Annotated in this window: 24 protein-coding genes; 11 read left to right on the top strand and 13 right to left on the bottom strand. The window is 30.5% G+C overall.

Features of this window, described 5'->3' with window-relative positions; all coding sequences use genetic code 11:
- Positions 1 to 133: 133 nt before the first annotated feature.
- Both EV195_RS14330 and EV195_RS14325 read right to left on the bottom strand, forming a co-directional pair.
- The gene (locus EV195_RS14330) at positions 134 to 1432 is read right to left on the bottom strand and encodes an MFS transporter (protein WP_132795653.1); all 1299 of its coding nucleotides are present in this window, start codon (positions 1430 to 1432) and stop codon (positions 134 to 136) included.
- A 59-nt stretch (positions 1433 to 1491) separates the two neighbouring features.
- Complete coding sequence (locus tag EV195_RS14325) at positions 1492 to 2322, bottom strand: M48 family metallopeptidase (protein ID WP_132795652.1); 831 nt, start codon at positions 2320 to 2322, stop codon at positions 1492 to 1494.
- 114 nt (positions 2323 to 2436) lie between these two features.
- Between EV195_RS14325 and EV195_RS14320 the strand changes: the two genes are divergently transcribed.
- The 3 genes from EV195_RS14320 to EV195_RS14310 are packed head-to-tail and all read left to right on the top strand — an operon-like array spanning position 2437 to position 4378.
- Positions 2437 to 3312 carry an alpha/beta fold hydrolase gene (locus EV195_RS14320; RefSeq protein ID WP_132795651.1) on the top strand — a complete coding sequence of 292 codons (876 nt, stop codon included), beginning with the start codon at positions 2437 to 2439 and terminating at the stop codon, positions 3310 to 3312.
- Positions 3309 to 3791, top strand: coding sequence for a peptide-methionine (R)-S-oxide reductase MsrB (gene msrB, locus EV195_RS14315; protein WP_132795650.1), 483 nt, complete (start codon positions 3309 to 3311; stop codon positions 3789 to 3791). Before EV195_RS14320 ends, msrB begins: the two co-directional genes overlap by 4 nt.
- 35 nt (positions 3792 to 3826) lie before the next feature.
- Positions 3827 to 4378 carry a DUF1572 family protein gene (locus EV195_RS14310; protein WP_132795649.1) on the top strand — a complete coding sequence of 184 codons (552 nt, stop codon included), beginning with the start codon at positions 3827 to 3829 and terminating at the stop codon, positions 4376 to 4378.
- On the opposite strand, the gene EV195_RS14305 is transcribed toward EV195_RS14310, so the two are convergent.
- Positions 4373 to 5374 carry a LacI family DNA-binding transcriptional regulator gene (locus EV195_RS14305; RefSeq protein WP_132795648.1) on the bottom strand — a complete coding sequence of 334 codons (1002 nt, stop codon included), beginning with the start codon at positions 5372 to 5374 and terminating at the stop codon, positions 4373 to 4375. The genes EV195_RS14310 and EV195_RS14305 overlap by 6 nt on opposite strands.
- A 110-nt stretch (positions 5375 to 5484) precedes the next feature.
- Between EV195_RS14305 and EV195_RS14300 the strand changes: the two genes are divergently transcribed.
- The 4 genes from EV195_RS14300 to folD all read left to right on the top strand — a co-directional run bounded on the left by EV195_RS14300 (position 5485) and on the right by folD (position 8911).
- Positions 5485 to 6030: a GNAT family N-acetyltransferase gene (locus EV195_RS14300; protein WP_132795647.1), complete on the top strand. Its 546-nt coding sequence runs from the start codon at positions 5485 to 5487 to the stop codon at positions 6028 to 6030.
- A 29-nt stretch (positions 6031 to 6059) separates the two neighbouring features.
- Positions 6060 to 6590 carry a DinB family protein gene (locus EV195_RS14295; protein WP_132795646.1) on the top strand — a complete coding sequence of 177 codons (531 nt, stop codon included), beginning with the start codon at positions 6060 to 6062 and terminating at the stop codon, positions 6588 to 6590.
- 40 nt (positions 6591 to 6630) lie between these two features.
- The gene (ffh, locus tag EV195_RS14290) at positions 6631 to 7959 is read left to right on the top strand and encodes a signal recognition particle protein (RefSeq protein WP_132795645.1); all 1329 of its coding nucleotides are present in this window, start codon (positions 6631 to 6633) and stop codon (positions 7957 to 7959) included.
- A gap of 73 nt (positions 7960 to 8032) precedes the next feature.
- The gene (gene folD, locus EV195_RS14285) at positions 8033 to 8911 is read left to right on the top strand and encodes a bifunctional methylenetetrahydrofolate dehydrogenase/methenyltetrahydrofolate cyclohydrolase FolD (protein ID WP_132795644.1); all 879 of its coding nucleotides are present in this window, start codon (positions 8033 to 8035) and stop codon (positions 8909 to 8911) included.
- Positions 8912 to 8959: 48 nt separating this feature from the next.
- Here folD and EV195_RS14280 read toward each other — a convergent pair whose 3' ends face one another.
- The 10 genes from EV195_RS14280 to pepE form a co-directional block, all read right to left on the bottom strand.
- On the bottom strand, positions 8960 to 10405 hold the full coding sequence (locus EV195_RS14280) for a nicotinate phosphoribosyltransferase (protein ID WP_132795660.1): 1446 nt from the start codon (positions 10403 to 10405) through the stop codon (positions 8960 to 8962).
- Positions 10406 to 10494: 89 nt separating this feature from the next.
- Positions 10495 to 11253 carry a metallophosphoesterase family protein gene (locus EV195_RS14275; protein WP_132795643.1) on the bottom strand — a complete coding sequence of 253 codons (759 nt, stop codon included), beginning with the start codon at positions 11251 to 11253 and terminating at the stop codon, positions 10495 to 10497.
- A 13-nt stretch (positions 11254 to 11266) separates the two neighbouring features.
- A complete protein-coding gene (locus EV195_RS14270; RefSeq protein ID WP_132795642.1) occupies positions 11267 to 11860 on the bottom strand; it encodes a DUF4291 domain-containing protein in 594 nt (197 codons plus the stop codon).
- Between the two features lie 9 nt (positions 11861 to 11869).
- Complete coding sequence (locus tag EV195_RS14265) at positions 11870 to 12421, bottom strand: RNA 2'-phosphotransferase (protein ID WP_132795641.1); 552 nt, start codon at positions 12419 to 12421, stop codon at positions 11870 to 11872.
- Between the two features lie 11 nt (positions 12422 to 12432).
- Positions 12433 to 12942, bottom strand: a complete 510-nt coding sequence (locus tag EV195_RS14260) for an O-acetyl-ADP-ribose deacetylase (protein ID WP_132795640.1) — start codon at positions 12940 to 12942, stop codon at positions 12433 to 12435.
- Positions 12939 to 13355: an ADP-ribosylation/crystallin J1 gene (locus EV195_RS14255; RefSeq protein ID WP_132795639.1), complete on the bottom strand. Its 417-nt coding sequence runs from the start codon at positions 13353 to 13355 to the stop codon at positions 12939 to 12941. Before EV195_RS14255 ends, EV195_RS14260 begins: the two co-directional genes overlap by 4 nt.
- Positions 13356 to 13365: 10 nt before the next feature.
- On the bottom strand, positions 13366 to 14187 hold the full coding sequence (locus EV195_RS14250; protein ID WP_132795638.1) for a TIGR02452 family protein: 822 nt from the start codon (positions 14185 to 14187) through the stop codon (positions 13366 to 13368).
- Between the two features lie 24 nt (positions 14188 to 14211).
- Positions 14212 to 15042 (bottom strand): ribose-phosphate diphosphokinase, encoded by an 831-nt coding sequence (gene prs / locus EV195_RS14245; RefSeq protein ID WP_132795637.1) that lies wholly within the window; start codon positions 15040 to 15042, stop codon positions 14212 to 14214.
- 66 nt (positions 15043 to 15108) lie between these two features.
- A complete protein-coding gene (locus EV195_RS14240) occupies positions 15109 to 15798 on the bottom strand; it encodes an NUDIX hydrolase (RefSeq protein ID WP_207899793.1) in 690 nt (229 codons plus the stop codon).
- A gap of 34 nt (positions 15799 to 15832) precedes the next feature.
- Positions 15833 to 16546 (bottom strand): dipeptidase PepE, encoded by a 714-nt coding sequence (gene pepE, locus EV195_RS14235; RefSeq protein ID WP_132795636.1) that lies wholly within the window; start codon positions 16544 to 16546, stop codon positions 15833 to 15835.
- Positions 16547 to 16704: 158 nt separating this feature from the next.
- Between pepE and EV195_RS14230 the strand changes: the two genes are divergently transcribed.
- The 4 genes from EV195_RS14230 to EV195_RS14215 all read left to right on the top strand — a co-directional run bounded on the left by EV195_RS14230 (position 16705) and on the right by EV195_RS14215 (position 20125).
- Positions 16705 to 17487, top strand: a complete 783-nt coding sequence (locus EV195_RS14230; protein WP_132795635.1) for a hypothetical protein — start codon at positions 16705 to 16707, stop codon at positions 17485 to 17487.
- A 178-nt stretch (positions 17488 to 17665) separates the two neighbouring features.
- Positions 17666 to 18445 carry a peptidase associated/transthyretin-like domain-containing protein gene (locus tag EV195_RS14225; RefSeq protein WP_132795634.1) on the top strand — a complete coding sequence of 260 codons (780 nt, stop codon included), beginning with the start codon at positions 17666 to 17668 and terminating at the stop codon, positions 18443 to 18445.
- Complete coding sequence (locus EV195_RS14220; protein ID WP_132795633.1) at positions 18442 to 19248, top strand: carboxypeptidase-like regulatory domain-containing protein; 807 nt, start codon at positions 18442 to 18444, stop codon at positions 19246 to 19248. Before EV195_RS14225 ends, EV195_RS14220 begins: the two co-directional genes overlap by 4 nt.
- A gap of 85 nt (positions 19249 to 19333) precedes the next feature.
- Positions 19334 to 20125, top strand: coding sequence for a hypothetical protein (locus tag EV195_RS14215; RefSeq protein ID WP_132795632.1), 792 nt, complete (start codon positions 19334 to 19336; stop codon positions 20123 to 20125).
- Positions 20126 to 20133 lie beyond the last annotated feature (8 nt).

The raw sequence follows: 20133 nt of genomic DNA, 5'->3' as shown, positions 1-20133 counted from the left end.
TCTTTCCATATCTGAAAGGTATTAATTTTTCATATAACTGAAAGTGCTGCAATAAAATTGCAGGGTTTTGAACCCTAAATTGAGACCAATAAAAACTTAGATAAAAAAAGAGCTTCATTTAGAAGCTCTTTTTTTATGACACATATTTTGTTCCTTTTAATCGATTTAAAACTAATAAAGACGCTAAAAAGAAGACTGCTAATGACAATACACTCCATTGCATTGAATTAGTAATAGCATTTAATAAACCATATACTAATGTTCCTGTTACTATGGCTATTTTTTCAGTAACATCATAAAAGCTAAAATACGTTGCATGATCTTCTGTTTCTGGTAATAATTTAGAATAAGTAGAACGCGTTAGCGATTGAATTGCTCCTAATACAAAACCTAATAAACCACCTAAACTATAAAAATAATATCCTACATTCGGTATTCCTTTGTGCAACATAAAAGCACAAAAGCAAACCACCATCCATACTATAATAGTAACTCTCAAAGCATAAAAATTACCTTTTCTTTCGGATAATCTTGAAAAGAAATTGGCACCAAAAATTGCCACAATTTGAATTAGTAAAATAGTTACAATCATATCTGTACTAGCTAATTCTAATTCTGTCGAACCAAAGAAAGCGGCCATTATTATAATAGTTTGAACACCTACACTACACAAGAAAAAAGCTACTAAAAAACCTTTTAATGTTTCGTACTGCTTAATTTCTCTGTACACGTTTTTTAACTCTTGAAAACCTTTCCATAAATAATTTTTTTCAAGTTTTTGTGTAAATTTCCTTTTAGGAAGTTTTCTTAATGTAAGCTGTGCAAAACCTACCCACCAAATTCCTACTAATACAAAAGAAATTCGAGAAGCCAAACCTGAAGAAGCAATACCAAATTTATCAGGCATCATTATTAAAAAAAGGCAAATCAATAATAATATGATTGAACCAAAATATCCGTAAATAAACCCTTTAGCACTGGCACTATCTTGTTGTTCAGGCAGTGCTACTTCGGGCAGATAAGCATTATAAAACACAATGCTAGACCAAAACCCTATACTTGCCAAAATTGAAGCTACAATACCAATCCAAGCTGTATCACAATCTTTAAAAAAGAAAAGACTCATTACGGCTAAGCTACCGAACGTACAGAAAAAGCTTAAAAACTTTTTCTTACTACCAGTATAATCTGCAATACCTGATAATATAGGAGACATAAATGCTACTATTAAAAAAGAAAACGACATTGCATAACTATACAAGCTTTCAGGATGCTCCCAATTTACTCCAAGAAAATTGACAATTTTACCTCCAGTAATTTCACCATAATAAATGGGAAATATTGCTGTACTTATTACTAACGAGTATACAGAATTGGCCCAATCATAGAAGGCCCAACTATTAATTAATTTTTTATCTCCAATTTTATACATACCTCTAAAATAAAAAAACCGTTCTAAAAAGAACGGTTTTACTAATAATTATAACTTTTTTATTTTCTTGGCGGAGCCATTTGCTTATTATATTTCGCTGCTAATCTTTTAGCTTCAGGTAAATAATTCCTTAAATCTACAATTCTTGTTTGATTATGAGGATGTGTACTTAAAAATTCAGGAGGAGCTTGTCTTCCACTTTTCTTAGCATTTTCACTCATACGAACCCAGACATTAACGGCTTCTTCTCCTTTATACCCTGCCATTATCATAAATACTAATCCTAATTTATCGGCTTCTGTTTCATGTGTTCTACTAAACTTAAGCATTCCAAGTGTTGAGCCAAGACCGTACGCCATATTCCATAATTGAGCATTCTTATTATTGTTTGTTCCAACAGCTACCGCCACTCCACCTAATTGTTGAATCTGAGCAGAAGACATTCGTTCTTGTCCATGTTTTGCGAAAGCATGGGCAACTTCATGTCCCATTACTGCTGCAATACCATTAGTATTTGCACAAATTGGCATTATTCCTGTATAAAAAACAACTTTTCCTCCTGGCATACACCAAGCGTTAATTGTAGGATCATTAATTAAATTAAACTCCCATTTATATGAATCTGCTTCGGCTTTCATATTGTTAGCTCTCATAAATCGATCTACAGCAGCTGCGATATTTTTACCGATAGTCTTTAATTCTCTAGCTTGAGAAGTATTTGATATTATCTTACTTTTATTTTCCTCTAAAAAACCATTATACTGCTGAAAACTCATTGGTAATATCTGAGCATCACTTACAAAATTTAATCGTTTTCTTCCTGTAATTGGTACAGTACTACAATCCATTAAAAGAACAGCGATAAATAATAGGGCAATAATTTTTCTCATTTTGTCTTGTTTTGTTTCTTTAATATATGACTCATTTGGTCTGAAAAAGTCACTTTTGCTATACTTTTTTAAAAATACAAATTCTATCTTTACAATGAAAATTTATCATGCTTTATGATTCAAGCTCCAAAAGACAAGTTGATTCCTGCCAGTATTGCAATTCCTAAGCCAGTTAAAGTTGTTGCTAAAACCATTCAGTTTTTTTCAAACGGATTAGCTACTAAATTTTCCGCAAAATTATTTTCAACACCTGTAAAATTTACAACTCCTGAACGTGAAAAAACGATGTGGGAAAGTGCTCAAAAAAGTAAGCTTACTATTTCTTCTTTAAATTGTGAAATTGAGGTATTATCATATGGGTATTCTCCTAAAAAAGTATTATTAGTTCATGGTTGGTCTGGAAGAAGTACTCAATTATTTATGATTGCCGACAAATTGTTAGAAAACGGTTATATGGTTATTTCTTTTGATGCACCAGCACATGGTAACTCTGAAGGAAAGACATCTTCAATGCCAGAATTTGTTGAAGCTATAAACTCTTTAAATAACGAATATGGTCCTTTTGAAGCTGCTGTAGGTCATTCTTTAGGAGGCATGAGTCTTTATACTGCTGTTGCCAAAGGATTGGATATTAACTCAGTAGTAAGTATTGGTTCTGGAGATACCATTTCTGATATTATGAGTAACTTTATAAACAACTTAGAATTAAAGCCAAAAATTGCAACAAAACTTAAAAAGCAATTTGATAAAAAACATAAAGAAGATATTGATAACTACGCTAGTTCAAAACAAGCTAAAGAAGTAACTATACCTGCACTTGTTATTCATGATTCTTTTGATGGCGATGTTCCTGTAAGTTGTGCGTATAGTATACGTCAAAGTTTAAAAAGAGGCTCTATTTTAATCACAAACGGATTAGGTCATACTAAGATTTTACGTGATAAGAATACAGCTAACAGAATAGTTACATTCATAAAAAACAATCCATGAAAAATTTAGTTTTATACTTATCTATAGTTAGTTTATTTATAAGCTGTCAATCTACTGCACAAAATAAAAAACCGAAGAAAAAATATAAAGTTGAAAAATCAGCTGAAGAATGGAAAAAAGCGTTAACACCAATGCAATACCATGTTTTAAGAGAAGCTGGCACTGAGCGTCCTAATTCTAGTGAATATACATATTTTAAAGGAAAAGGAACTTTTGTTTGTGCTGCTTGTAAAACGCCACTATATAAATCTGAAAGAAAATACAATTCTGGTACAGGTTGGCCTTCTTTTGATAAAGCTATAGAAGAAAATATTGAAACTGACACCGATTATAAAATTGGCTATGCCAGAACTGAATTAAAATGTAATACATGTGGCGGTCATTTGGGGCACCGATTTAACGATGGGCCAAAAGAAACAACAGGCTTGAGAGATTGTATTAATGGGGTTGCTTTAGACTTCGTTCCAAGTAAAAAATAACGTATATTAGAGTTGAATTTTTCAACTCTTTTTTTATGTCTTCTTACTTAATCAGTGCCCTAAAACAATTTGAATATTATAAAAGTTTAGGTGATAAAACGTTCGTTCAACTTAAAGATGAACATTTTTTTTGGCATCCAAATGAAGAAAATAACTCCATAGCCATTATTGTAAAACACTTAGCTGGTAATATGCTTTCTAGATGGACTAACTTCTTAACTGAAGATGGTGAGAAAGAATGGCGAAATAGAGACCAAGAATTTATCAATTCTTTTGAAACAAAAGAAGATGTGATTGCTTTTTGGGAAGAAGGCTGGTACTGTTTATTTAAAGCAATAAAATCTTTAAAAGATTCTGATGTTGAGAAAATAGTTTACATCCGTAATCAAGGGCATACAGTTACCGAAGCAATAAACAGACAACTTTGTCATTATGCCTACCATGTAGGTCAACTAGTTTTTCTAGGGAAAATAATTTTAGATGATAACTGGCAATCGCTTTCAATAGCGAAAGGAAAATCTGAAAATTATAATCAAGATAAATTCTCAAAAGAAAAATCAAAAAAACATTTCACTGATGATTTATGATTTTTTAAGGGTTGTCTCTCTTTCAAGTAATGTGGAATCTATAATAATTTCCTCAATATCTTTATTCGGTCTTTTTAATCTTTCCAACAATAATTTAGCAGATGTTCTTCCTACTTTTTTTCCATGCTGATCAACTGTGGTTAAACTAGGAGTTAAATGTTCAGATATTGTTTTACCTGCATAACCAATTAAGAAAAGTTTACCGTTTTCTAACAAATTATTTTTCTTTCCAGCTCTAAAAGAAGCCAATGAAGCCTCTTCATCGAGCGCTACAATAGCATCTATATTTTCTTCTATTAATAATTTATTTAGTTTTAATTCTATGAAATCTTCAGGACCTTCAATCAAAATAGGATCGTGCTTATCCTTAATACTGTCTATATAACCTTTTGTTCGTTGCTTTCCTACGCTTAACTTACTTATAGTAGATGCTAAAACAATTTTATTTCTTCCTTTGAACTTTAAATCTCTAACAGCTTTTAAAACAGCATCATAATCATCTACAAAAACTTTATCACACTTTATAGACTTCTCTACTCTATCAAACATCAACACATGAATGTCATCAGGAATATCGTGTAAATGAGAAAAATCCTGTAACACTTGAGTCTCTTCTGCCATAGAGATAATAATACCATCTACCATTCCATTTGTTAGCGCTTCAATAGACTTTACCTCTTTCTCGTGAGATTCGTTAGTAATAGAAATTACAATGTTATAATTTGTAGTAGCAACAACAGATTCTATACCTCTTAATGCTCTTGCTAAAAAGAAATTATTGATACTTGGTAATATTACACCTATTGTATTGGTTTTTCCTGATTTTAAATTTAAAGCTGCTCTATTAGGTTTATAATTATGAAGTTTAGCAGCTTCCTCTACTTTTCTTTTGGTAGATTCACTAATCTCATGACTATCATTCAATGCTTTTGAAACAGTAGATACCGAAACCTTTAATAGCTTAGCTAATTCCTTTAGCGTAATACTTTTTTTCATAAAATCAGAAATTTTATCTATTTGGGTGTAGCTGTAAATTTATCAATTTAAAATTAGTATCGAAATATTGTAGCATTTAGTTTTACGATTTTTTCGATATTTTTAATGTTATGAATACTTATATTTTTACCTCAGAACGATTAGGTTTTAGAAATTGGACTACTGCCGATTCTGATTTATTGTTTGTTCTTAATTCGAATGAAGAAGTAATGCGCTTTTTTCCTTCAACTCAAACGAAAGAGCAATGTTTGGATTTTATTCTACGCATGCAACATCAATTTCAAAAAAACTATTTTTGCTATTTTGCTGTAGAGATTCTAGAATCTAAAGAGTTTATAGGTTTTATAGGACTTTGTGAACAAACTTATGAAGCAGATTTTAATCCATCTGTAGATATTGGCTGGCGAATTCTTCCTGATTTTTGGGGAAAAGGTTATGCTACCGAAGGCGCTAAAAAAGTATTAGAATATGGTTTTACAGAAGCTAATTTAAATCAAATAGTTTCAGTTGCTCCACTAGTAAATTTTCCTTCTATTTCTGTTATGAAAAAAATCGGGATGTCAAAAGTAAAAACATTTAAGCATCCTTTTTTAAAAGATTTTCCTAACTTGGAAGAATGTGTGCTTTGTTTAATTACTTCTGAAGAGTTAAATTAAAGTATATCTTTAGATAATCGTAAGTTATTATGAAAAAACAAGAAATAAACGAATTATTAGAACAAAAGCATCAGGAACTTTTCAATTGGTTACAACAACAAAAAGAAGATAAATTTTGGGAAAAAGGACCCGAGGGAAAATGGACAGTTGGTCAACATATTCAACACTTAACAGATTCAATTAAAAAATTAAATCATGCTTTAAGTTTTCCTACTTTTTTTCTTAAATATAAATTTGGAAAATCCAATAGAGATGTTAGAACTTATGAGCTAGTTGTTCAAAAATATTTAGCTAAACTAGTTGAAAATAAAGAGCGAGCTAAAAAATATAATGCTGCTGTTATAACTCCATCGGAAAATAAATTCAATCACTTATTGAAAACGCTGAATATCCAAAATAAAAAGCTTCAATACAAAACAAATATGATGAGTGACAAGAAGTTAAACAGCTTAATTCTGCCTCATCCTTTAATGGGGAAAATGCCTCTAAGAGAAATTATTATGTGGACGGCATATCATACTGAGCATCACACTAAAGATTTAATTGAAAACTACTCCTGAAATACCTATATTTGTGCCTCTAAAAATGTAGCAGACACCAATGTTTAATAATTTAAGCGAAAAATTAGATCAGGCGTTACATACGCTAAAAGGACACGGAAAAATTAATGAAGTAAACGTTGCAGAAACGTTGAAAGAAGTTCGTAGAGCTTTATTAGACGCCGATGTTAACTTTAAAATAGCTAAACAATTTACCAATACTGTTAAAGATAAAGCTATGGGACAAGACGTATTAACTACGTTAAACCCAGGGCAATTAATGGTGAAAATTGTTAAAGATGAATTAACTGAGTTAATGGGTGGTGATACTGTTGGAATCAATTTAGGAGGTTCTCCAACAGTAATTTTAATGTCTGGACTTCAAGGTTCTGGTAAAACAACTTTTTCTGGTAAACTTGCTAATTTTCTTAAAACAAAAAAGACAAAACAAGTTTTATTAGTTGGATGTGACGTTTATCGTCCGGCCGCTATTAATCAGTTACAAGTAGTTGGAGAGCAAATCGGTGTTGAAGTCTATGCCGAAGAAGGAAATCAAAATCCTGTTGAAATTTCTCAAAATGCTATAAAGCATGCCAAAGCGAATGGTAAAAATGTGGTGATTATTGATACCGCTGGTCGTTTAGCTGTTGATGAGGAAATGATGACGGAGATTTCTAATATTCATAAAGCGGTTAATCCTAATGAAACATTATTTGTTGTAGATTCTATGACAGGGCAAGATGCTGTTAATACTGCTAAAGCCTTTAACGATGTTTTAAATTTTGATGGTGTAGTTCTTACAAAATTAGATGGTGATACTCGTGGTGGAGCTGCGTTATCTATTAAGTCGGTTGTAAATAAACCTATAAAGTTTATTGGTACTGGTGAGAAAATGGACGCTATTGATGTTTTCCACCCTGATCGTATGGCAGACCGTATCTTAGGTATGGGAGACGTTGTGTCTTTAGTAGAACGTGCTCAAGAACAATACGATGAAGCTGAAGCTAGAAAACTTCAAAAGAAGATTGCTAAAAACCAATTTGGTTTTGACGATTTCTTAAATCAAATTCAGCAAATAAAGAAAATGGGTAGCATGAAAGATTTGGTTGGAATGATTCCTGGTGCTGGAAAAGCTTTAAAAGGCATGGATATTGACGATGATGCTTTTAAAGGAATTGAAGCTATTATTCATTCTATGACACCAAGTGAACGAAGTACTCCTTCCTCAATAAATGCTAGTAGAAAAAAGAGAATTGCAAAAGGTTCTGGAACTTCTGTTCAAGAGGTTAATCAGTTAATGAAGCAGTTTGATCAGATGAGCAAAATGATGAAAATGATGCAAGGTGGCGGCGGAAAACGCATGATGCAAATGATGAAAGGAATGAGATAAAAAGATAAAACAAAAGAGAAGTGTGCGCTTCTCTTTTTTATTTGAATACACACAACACACTAACAACACACAAATGATTTTATTAGACGGAAAGAAAACTTCTGCCGACATTAAAGAGGAAATTGCCTTAGAGGTTGGAGAATTAAAAAGACTCGAAAAGAAAGTTCCTCATTTAGCTGCCATTATTGTTGGAAACGATGGGGCTAGTCTTACGTACGTTAATGCTAAAGTAAAAGCCTGCGAACGAGTTGGTTTTGAATCTACTTTAATTCAATTACCTGAAGAAACTACGGAAGCAGAACTATTAAATGAAATTAATATTCTTAATGTAGATAATGATATTGACGGATTTATAGTTCAATTACCTTTACCAAAACATATTGACGAGCAAAAAATATTATTAGCTGTTGATCCTACCAAAGATGTTGATGGTTTTCATCCTGAAAACGTTGGTAGAATGGCATTAAACTTACCTACATTTATTTCTGCTACTCCATTTGGAATCTTAGAATTATTAGATAGATACAACGTTGAAACCTCAGGAAAAAATGTAGTTGTTATCGGACGTAGTCATATTGTTGGAAGTCCGATGAGTATTTTACTTTCTCAAAAAAGAAAAGTTGGAAACGCCACAGTAACTTTAGCTCACAGTAGAACTCAAAATTTAGAAGAGATTACTAAAAAAGCTGATATTATCGTAGCTGCTATTGGAATTCCAGAATTTTTGAAAGCCGATATGGTTAAAAAAGGAGTTGTGGTTATCGATGTAGGAATTACAAGAGTTGCTGATCCAACAAAAAAGAATGGATTTAGATTAGTTGGTGATGTTGCTTTTGATGAAGTTGCTGAGAAATCATCATTCATTACTCCTGTTCCTGGAGGAGTTGGTCCTATGACAATAGCTATGCTGTTAAAAAACACATTAATTGCCAATAAGCGTAGAAATTCTTAAAAAAGAAATTTAAAACATAAAAAAGGGAAGCTAATGCTTCCCTTTTTGTTAAACTCTCTTTCTAATTTCTTTTAATGAATCGTTTATAAATAACTTCCCATCTCTAAATACCTCTCTCAACTCTCCCTTCTGCTCTTCTTCCCAACTTACTTCATCTATTAATTGATAAGTTCCATTTTCTTTAACGACTTTTAGTAGTCCTTTTGCAGATTTTTTAGTTCCATCATCAGTAATCGGATCTTTATAAATCGCTCTTCCTTCTCCATTAACTTCGCCATACGTCGCTTTCATGGCAAAACCAAAAGTATCTCTGGTATTATACTGATACGTAAAAGAACCAATACCTAAAACAACATTGGTAGAAGCGAATCCGTTTTGCTTTAATCGTTCACAAATTTGTGTTGCTCTCTCTATTGTAATACTATCTCCATAAATAGCTCCAATATGGGGATCTAATTCTTTGAAACCTTTCTCATTTATTGCTCCACCAAAAACTTCCCAAAGTAATTGGATTACTCCTTTTTGTTCAACGTCTGTTTTACCTTTTGGATTACCACAAATAATATCTACTGGATCACCACTATCCGGGCGAATTACCACTTTCCCATCTCTTTGTAAAACTTCTTCTTTTAAATTCGGAAGATATTCTGTTAACACTTTCCATAAATCCCAAGTATCAGAAACAATAGAAACAATTCCGTTAGGGTAAACTTCTGTAATTAATCGTTTAAACGTTTCTTGTTCTCCATTATTTGTACCCATACACATAACAGAGTGTTCCGTAGCTGCAACTGATCCACCAACAAGTTCTTCATTTGCATTCGCATTGTAATACTCCTCTAGAAAATCTATAGCCGGAATTGTATCAGTTCCTGTAAAGCTTAATAAATGTCCGGTTGCTGATAATACAGCTGCTTCTAATCCTGCCATTCCACGCATTGAGAAATCGTGTCCTTGCCAATCTACAAACTCAGGGATACTTGATGTTTCCTCTGCATATGCATCCAATATTTTTCTGTATTGTCTAGCTATTGTAGCAGAATTACACGGCATCCAAATAGTTGTAGACAACAACGTTTCAAAATAGTTTGTTAACCAGAAAAACTCTGGTAATGTATTATACATCGTAAACATTGGAACTCGAATAGGAACTGAAACTCCTTCTGGTAATGCTTTTATAACTATTGGTAAAAAACCTAAATCGTGTAAAGCTCCAATATGCTCTATTCCTACTTTATTTTCACCTAAATAGTTATTAATTCTACTTGCGTATTTCTTTAAAATTTGTTCTTTAGGTTGTTGAAAGAAATTTTGAGTAAACTCTTGAATCACATATTTCTTAATGAAGTATTGTAAACCAAAAAATACTACTTCGTTTACTCCTTCTATCCTACTTTTTCTTGGTGTCCAGTTTGAATATACTAAGGTTGTATTGTCAGGATATTGCCTTCTATGATCTACTTTGTAACCGTCTGTATATAATAATGGATTTATCATGTTTATTTATTTTGTGTAATTATAACACAAATATAAAAGATAAAATCAAGTTTACAAATTATTTTGCGTATTTTTTACACAAAAAATCAAACATTATTTTTTGAAATTATATGCGGACTATCATTTCTTCCAGCTTCTTCCGGATAAAGGAGATAAACAGGATCTGTTTGGACAAATTCTTTAGTTTCAATATTTAAGGCAGTTAAACTTCCTTTAAACGCTGCACCAGTATCTACATTCCAAACATTACAACCTTGCATTGGTTCTGTTTCATTATAATTCGTTGTTGGCGTATGTCCAATATAGATTTCTTTAAACAGTAATAAACGTTTTGGATATAATAGAGAATCCTTTTTGATTCGTTTATCCATTGTCAACGCCATTTCCCATAAAGTTCTGTCCCAAGTATAATTTGATTCATATACTTCTTGATATGGACCATGCATTGATGTAAATCCTGCATGAATGAACAACCTGTTCTCTTCATCAATATGAAAAAGTTTCATTCGTTCTAAAAACTGTAAATGTTCATTTTTTTGACCTTCAGAATATCCTTCATAACTGGTAATTGTATTCTTTCCACCATGGAATAACCATTTGTCAGGTTGTACTCCTGTTTTTAGCCAATTTTCACAATACACATCATGATTTCCTTTGATAAAAATACATTTCTGGTTTTTATCTAATTCAATTAAATAATCTAAAACCTGAGCAGATTCACTCCAACCATCAACATAATCACCTAAAAAAAAAAGTGTATCATTAGCTGCTAAATCTAATTTATCTATAAGTTGTTTCAAGGCTTTTAAACCTCCATGTATATCTCCTATTGTGAATGTTCTCATCCTTTCATTAAATTTATCTTACTCCTATTCTTTTTTCTATAACTTCTGGTAAACTATATATACGTTCTTTGGGAACTAATCTTTTTGCTTCACTATACTTCCCCTGTTTACGTAACTGGTTTATTTTCTTTGTTAAAGGAGTTAAATCTATTATCTCTTCAATCCATTCGTTATTATACTCCTCAATTAAAAATCTACTTATACCAACTTGAATTGTTCGCTCTTGTAATTTACTTCCTTCAATATTTCGTTCTGGATCCCATTGAATGTGAACCTTAGCTTCTTTAAATTTTTGTTCCCACTCTAATCCGCTTTTATAAACGAGATGATCAGGATCTGTTAAAATTCCCATTTGTAAAGCTTTTTCCCAAAAAATACGTTTTAGTTTTATCCCTAAAATATAATCTTGATTATTTTTAGTCCCCCAATTACTTCGTTCCATCAACCATAAATAAGAAGGTTTAATCCATGCCATTCTAGTAAAAGAAAAAGGAGCTTCAAATTTATTATTTTTTATAGCTGGTAATGCAATTAACTTATTATAAGCCTGGTATACAGTAATTGTTTTATTATCGTAATGTGCTCTAATTTCTTGATGCTTTGACATTTCTTCTTCTTATTTTTTAAACTCTATAAATTTACTCGGAACCTGATCTGTTAACCAAACTCCATTTTTAGATTTATAAAATTCATAACCTTCTCGAAACATTAATCCTGAATTGATGCTTAAAATAAATGGTTTTCCTCTTCTACTACCAACTTTTGTAGCTGTTTCTCTATCTTCACTTAAATGAACATGTTGTCTGTTCATTTTTTGAAGTCCAGTTGCTTTAATCGGTTCTATAAACTTAGCAACAGTTCCATGATATAAATATTCAGGTGGTTCAATGGCTTCAAGCTCTAAATTTATATTCTTAATCGAATGACCTTGATTCGCTCTAATTTTAGTTTTATCTTCATTAAAACTAAATCGTTGCTTGTCATTTTCGGCTACTACTACCTCTAAATCTGATAGCGAAAAATACATTCGTCTCTTTTTCGATTTATTGATTAATTCTTCAACATCTGCCCATCCATTTTCATCTAAATTCAAACCAATTGTTTCTGGTTGATGTCGTAACAGCAGACTTAAAAATTTGCTTATTCTTTTTATTTCTTTTTCGTTCATTTTTTAATTGTTTATTCCATTAAAATGGTTTTATAAATATTATAATTTTCTTCATCAAAACAGACAAAAATGACTTTCTCTAAAACTGCATTCTCTTGTACTGCTTTTATGGCAATCTCTGCCGCCGATTCTTTTGGAAACTTATAAATTCCTGTACTTATATTGGGAAACACAATGCTATCAAAAGCATAACTTTTAGCAAGTTCTAAACTATTCTTGTAACAGTTAGCCAATAATTCTTTTTCCTTTTCTAAACGTTTACCTCCGTTATATACTGGTCCGACCGTATGAATTACTTTTTTTGCTGGCAAATTACCCGCTGTTGTAATAACTGATTCTCCTGTTTTACATTTTCCTTGCCTATTTCTAATTTTCTGACAATCCTCAAGAATTTCTGGTCCACCAGCTCTATGAATTGCTCCGTCTACGCCTCCTCCTCCAAGTAAACTCGAGTTAGCCGCATTTACTATTACATCAACTTCTACTTTAGTGATATCACCTTGTACTACTTCTATTTTCATTTTTTTATTCTTTCAATTTTCCCAATTAATTCTTCAATGATTATACTATCTGAAGATATGTATTCTTTTCCTACATATACTTTTAAAACTTCTATGCTTCCCATAATAGCAGCATTGAAAACATCCAATTCTTCAGATGGCACCCACAATTCATTGTGAATTTTCCCTCCAACATTTTCTATTTGATACTTACTAAATTCCTCTTCCGTAATTGAAAACTTAGTTACAAATCTTAAAAAATTTCCAAACGGATCTGTGGTATTCCATTTTTCAGCTATTTCACTGGCGTACTCTTCATTTAAAACTGGATAAAAAATTGGTTGTTGTTCTAAACGAGGCGGAAAACTTCTAAATCCACTTTCAGCAATTAACAGCATTTCTTTCTCTCCAACTGGTCTATATAATGTTTTCATTTTTCAATAGTTAGAACACCTCAGTAAAGGCTTCAATAAATTTTTCATTTCTAGAATAAATGGCAAAAACAACTTTCTTAAATTTATTCTTGAATTTTCCTCCGAATTGTTTATGAAACAATTTTGCTATAACCTTAGGATCATTCTGAAAAACTCCACATCCCCAGGCTCCAAGAATTAATGTCTCATATTTATACTTTATACATAAGGTTAAAAGTTTTTCAATTCTTTTATTCATTATAGCAGGTACTTGATCTAAAATTTCTTTTTCTCTTAGTTTAACTACACCAAAATTAACAGCCGCAGATGTAATTATACCACACTTAACAGGTTCAGCTAATAGTTCTCCATTTTTATCTCTAAAAAAAGGAACTTCTGGACTATGGATCATACCATCAGTATACACACAAGACTTCATATTTCTATGAGTTTCGTAAAAATCGAAAACACTCATTTGTGAACCATACAGTGCAGATGAAACTGCTAGACTTTCTTCTTGAGCTAAAGCTCCATTCAAAAATCCTCCTCCAGGATTTTTAGCCGAAGCAAAATTTAAACACATTGTTTTACAGTCATCAGATAACCTAATTATAGAACTTACTGAATCCTCATGTTTTACCTCAAACTTTGTAACAAAATCACTTTCAAATTCTTGGATCTCATTTAATTCATTATCCAAATCTTGACTTGAATAATATTTTGTATTTGAGATACAATACTCTATTTCTTTTGATATATCAATCTTAGCATTATCTTTTTCATTTTGATAATATCCATTATTTATAATGTCTAAAGTTTCTTTTGCCTTTAATTTTCTCGTTGACTTTTTCATAATTCTTCTTTTTTAATTTCTTTATTAATTAAGTAAATCATTCAACTTTATTTGATTGATTCCTTCTACATCTCTAAAACTATCCGTTGTGAAAATTTGTGTAAAATGTTCCTGTAAACTTTCAACTCCCTTGCTAAAAATTCCATGACTTACGGCTAAATACAAACCACCAGCATTTTTCTTTTTCAATTCTTCTGCAAGTCCCATAAACGTTCCTCCACCGTCACAAATATCATCAACTATCAAACAAGCTTTTCCTTGTAAATCTTCTTCATATACTTTAAAACCTTCTAATTTTCCATTGGTAACATTCCTCTTTTTAGAACATTCAATCACAGCAATTCCCCCTATATATTCCGATACTTTATATATCTTTTTCAATGCTCCTCCATCAGGAGAAATCAACAATACTTCTTTTCCTATTTTCTCAATTACTTTTTCTATAAATGTATAGTTTGAAATGACTTCACAATTATCTAATACCGCAGGCGTAACTTCAGAATGTGGATCAAAAACTATAACTTTATCAACACATAAATCATTTAATATCTCTGCATACACTTTTACAGTTAACGGCTCTCCTGGAATCATAACTCTATCTTGTCTAGCTCCAGGAAAATATGGTATAAACACATTGATTATAGAAACACTGCATCTTCTCAAAGCATCTACTGTACAAATCAACAATCCGAAATCATTAAACGATGTAATTCTTGAAGTAATAGTTACTTCTGAAATCTCTTTTAGATCTGTTTTAATTTTAATGTGAGGTTCTCCTCCTGAAAAAATAAAAGATTCAAAATCAATTTGATTAGCTCCTATTGGCTGAAAAGATGTATCTAAATTTAAAATCATTTTTTGTGTTATTTTTACGCAAAACTAAAACATAAAAATAACTTAACAAAATATTTTGTGTAAAAATTACGCTATTTTAATTTCAAAATGAAATCCTTCTTTAAGTAATTGATTGTATTTCTTATTATTAAACTTGAATAGTTTTGCTGGACGACCACTCCCCTTTTGATACATTTTATCCGTTTCTTCAACAATTTCAAAGCTTAAAATTTTCTTGCGGAAATTTCTACGATCGATTTTATGGTCTAGAATTGTAGTATATAAGTTCTCTAAATCAGAAAAAGGAAATTCTTTATTCAACAAATCAAATCCAATTGGCTGATATTGTAGTTTCGCCTTTAATCGTTCTTTAGCAGTCTCTAAAATTAGTTTATGATCAAAAGCTAACTTAGGAAGTTTTTTTACCGGAAACCATTGTACTTCTTTAGCATCGGTAGACGCTTGAATTTTAAAGTGATTTGGTCTTACTAATCCGAAATAACTCACAGAAACTACCCTATTTCTTGGATCCCTTCCTGGTTTTCCGAAGGTATATAATTGCTCAAGATAATCAATTTGTACACCTGTTTCCTCTTTCAATTCACGAGTCACAGCTATTTCCAAAGATTCATCATCCATAACCAAACCACCTGGTAATGCCCAGCTATCTTTAAAAGGTTCTACTCCTCTTTTTATTAATAAAACAGAAAGTTGTTTTGCGTCGTAACCAAATACAACAGCATCAACAGCGACTTTAATATCTTGAATTGCAGGCATATTTTGTGTTTACTTTACACAAAACTACAAATTATTAAGCTAAAATCTCTTGAGTAATAATAGTTTCTGCATCTAATTCAACTGCTTCTTTATTTTTTCGGAATAATCTAGCTGATAATTCTCCTTTAAGTTTTATGTCATTATTACTTACTTCTAACCAACTTCCTTCTCTTAATCCTAAAACCGGAACTTTATTGAATACATGGAATTCTTTAATTCTTGTTTCTCTAGTTTCACCCATGTGTTTTGATGTTGGATCTGGATCTAAATAATGTGCATTGATATTAAAGGGAATTAATCCCATCGTGTCAAAACTTGGTGGATACACAATTGGCATATCATTCGTATTCATCATGTTAACACCACAAATATTACTTCCTGCACTCGTTCCTAAGTATGGAGTTCCAGATTCTACTACAACTTTTAACGAAGTAATTACATCATTCTTATACAGTTGATTAACTAATTCAAATGTGTTACCACCTCCAGTAAAAATAGCTTCCGCTTTTAAAACCGCTTCTTCTGGATTATCAAACTCATGAATTCCCTTCACTTGTATATTAATTTTACCAAAGGCTACCCTTGCTTTTTCTGTATATGTATCGTAAGAAATACCACTTGGTCTCGCATAAGGAATAAATAGAATCGTTTTTACTTTATTAAAAAAAGATTTCAATTCTGGTAAAATATATTCCAAGTATCCAGTTCCATGAACAGTTGATGTACTAGCTATAATTATTTTCTTCACTTTATACTTTCTTAAGTCAAACAAAAATAGACAATTTTGTTATGTTATTTTCTTCTAACATCTTTAGATATAATTCAAAAATTAGTCTGATTGGTATAATTATTGCTAATTATTCCTACAAAATATATCTGTTTAACTAATTTTTAATCATAGTTATTTTGAATAAAACTACTTTCATTCTTTTATTGCTTTTAACAAATTCCATATTCGCACAACGAATTACAATTACTGGTGAATTGTCAGATAAATTGGGGAAAATTGTAAATGCTCATATTATTAATACAACAAGCCAAAAGGGAACTTTTTCTGATCAAGAAGGAAATTTTACGATGAAAGTTCAGTTAAATGATGTATTAGAAATTACTTCAGTACAACATCATACGAAAGAAATACTAATAACTAACCTAATTTTAAAACATACAAAGGTTAATTTTTACTTACATCTTAAAGATTATTTATTAAATGAAGTTGATGTAAAGAAAACAGATTTATCGGGTACATTAACCACAGATGCTGCCAGAATAAAAAAAAGTAAGCAAGAAGAAGTAATGGAAAATCTAGGTTTTGATCCGTTTGCAAAAAAGCTTTCTCCTATAGATAGAAAAATACATACTGCTACAGACGGAGGTCTTTTTAAGTACTACATTTTTGCTGCAACAGTATCTGTTGATAATATTATCAACTCAATTTCTGGAAGAACTAAAAGATTAAAAAAGGAAAAAAAACTAATTGAAAATAATAGTAAATTAAAAGATATAGAAAATACTTTTAACGAATACATAAATAAAGACTTAAAAATAAGAAAAGATGATATTTCTCGATTCGTTTATTTTTCTCATTTAGATAGTGGTTTTGATGAAGCATATAACAATGGTGATATAGCCATTATTAAGTTCCTAAAAACTCAATCTTTATTATTCAAAAAAGACACTATAAAATAGGTTGAAAAACTACACAAAACATAACACTTTAGATTTTTACAGGATATCTCTTAATAAACTCTTTTTAGCTTGTAACGAATTGTTCTCTTCAATCGATTAATGATTTTAACAAACATTTACATACTCCTTAAAACTTTTTAAGAATTAGACTAGCTTTATTTGTATATCAACTAATTATATGCAAAAACTAGTACTCAATTTTATTTTTATTCTATCAATTTCCAGTGCACTAAACGCCCAAAGAATTGAAATTACAGGAATCCTTACTGACAAACTTGGTAAAGTAGCAGATGCTCATATTATCAATACAACTTCTAAAAAAGGAACCTTTTCTGCTATTAATGGTGAATTTAACATTAAAGTTCAGTCTAATGATGTCCTAGAAATAAGTTCAGTGCAACATCATATTCAAAAAATAACGATTACAGATTCATTAATCAACAACAAGAATCTTGAAGTGTTCCTTTACTTAAGAGACTATCTACTTGAAGAAGTTGAAGTAAAAAAAACAGAACTAACCGGAAGTTTATTAAGTGATTCTAAATCCATAGGAAAAAGTGATCGACAAGAAGTAATGGAAAATCTAGGCTTCAATCCTTTTCCTAAAAAATTATCCAAAATAGATCGTGAAATAAAAACTGCTTATGCAGGTGGAATTCAAATAGGTTTAGGAGCCATGGTTTCGCTAGACTATATTATAAATTCAATGTCGGGGAGAATTGATATGCTTGAGAATCAAAAAAAATTGCTTGAAAATGAAAAAAAACTACAGTATATCGAAAAAACCTACAGGCATTTTATTACAAAATCTTTAAAAATTGATTCGTTAGATGTTTCTAGATTTATTTATATCTCTCATTTTGATAAAAAGTTCAAAGAATCATTTAATGGCGGAGATGTCAAAATCATTTCATTTCTAAAAGAACAAGCAGTATTGTTTAAAAAAGATTCGTTGTGAAAAAGGAGCTTTTATTTATTGTACTACTCTTGATATTGAAATTTAATTATGCCTATACTCAAGAGATTACTATCTATGGAAAAATTGAAGATCAAATCGGAGCCATTGAAAATGCTAATATTCTAAATAAAGAAACTAATAACGGTACGTTTTCCAATGAAAATGGTATGTTCTCTATAAAAGTTTCTTTAGGTCAAAAACTTGAAATCAGTAGCATACAACATTATACTAAAGTTGTGCAAATTAGTAAAGAGATACTAACTTCTAAATCTTTTACAATACAATTACTTTTAAAAGATAACTTATTAGAAGAAGTTACTGTAACGAATAAAAAAATGTTCGGAACCTTTAAACGAAATTTAAAACAAACTATTCGTGATATTGCTATTGTTAAATCTAGAGATGCTTTAAATTTTTCTGATATTAAATTAGAAGCTAATAAAAACTATAATAAAAACGCTACACTTAATAGAGAACTTAATAATATAATCGATCCAACACAAAGATTTGAAGGCGTAAGTCTTGGAGGAGCTTTTTTACCTTTTAAAAGTTTACTTAAAAAGAGAAAAGAACGAAAAAAGTTTGATTTTAAAAGAAATTTTCCATCACTTATATTAAAAGAATTGGGAGAAAAATTCTTTTTTGAAGACCTTAAAATTCCAAAAGATTTATTTTATAATTTCTTAGAATATTGTAATCCATTAGGTATTGAAAAACTCTATCAAGAAGGAAAACAACTAGAGGTCATTGAAATTTTAAACAAAGAAGCAAAACAATACCTTATAAATACTATTCATAAATAATTTTAATGAAGTAATAGTCTTTAAAGAGTAATAATTTTCGTATTTTTAATAAGAGTATTAGTTCAACATACATCTTCTTTTTATTATGAAAAAAATTACGTTTTTAATTCTATTTTTATCTATCAATATTTTTGGGCAAAGATCCCCTATTACAGGTGTTATTTCCGATAATTTAGGAACTGTAGCTAATTCCCATGTAATTAACATAACATCTAAAGAAGGTACTTTTTCTAACCCAAAAGGTTATTTTTTAATTGACGCTCAAGTTGGTGATGTTTTACAAATAACTTCTATTCAACATTATACAAAAAACATAAAAGTATCAACTATTTCAATGCAAAGAAAACAGATTAATATTTTGCTTGAAATACAAGAGCAGGTATTAGAAGAAATTGAAGTAATCAAAACGCAGTTAATTCAGTCGCTTTCTGCGGATGTTAAAAAAACTCCTAAAAATGAAAGTAAAGAAAAATCAAAAGAAGCTACTAACTTTGAAGGAACACAAGCAACTGATAATATTGTTTTAGCTAGTGCCACTGAAAAAAACGAATCAGAGAAAAAAACAGACCCAACATTAGCTTTTGAAGGACTTACACTTCTCAAATTTTCATTATTTACTTCAAAAGAAGAAAAACTTTTAGAACAAAAGATAAAGAGAAAAGTATTTAGAGATCATCTTCCTGAACAAATTATCAAAATTGTTGGTAAGCAAAATTTCACGGATTCAATGAATATCCCGGAAGAACAGGTACTAGCGTTTATTAACTATAGTATAGATGAAGAAATAGAAAACAATGTTCAAAGAGAAGAACACCTAAAAGTTATTCAAAACTTAAAACAAAAAAGTGTTAATTATTTGAAAGAAATTAAAAGATAAGTAATCTT

Origin of the sequence: Tenacibaculum skagerrakense, from assembly GCF_004345825.1 — a bacterium.
Lineage (GTDB): Bacteria > Bacteroidota > Bacteroidia > Flavobacteriales > Flavobacteriaceae > Polaribacter > Polaribacter skagerrakensis.
The sequence above is the reverse complement of the archived record's forward strand: the minus strand, read 5'-3'. Positions and strand labels throughout refer to the sequence as shown.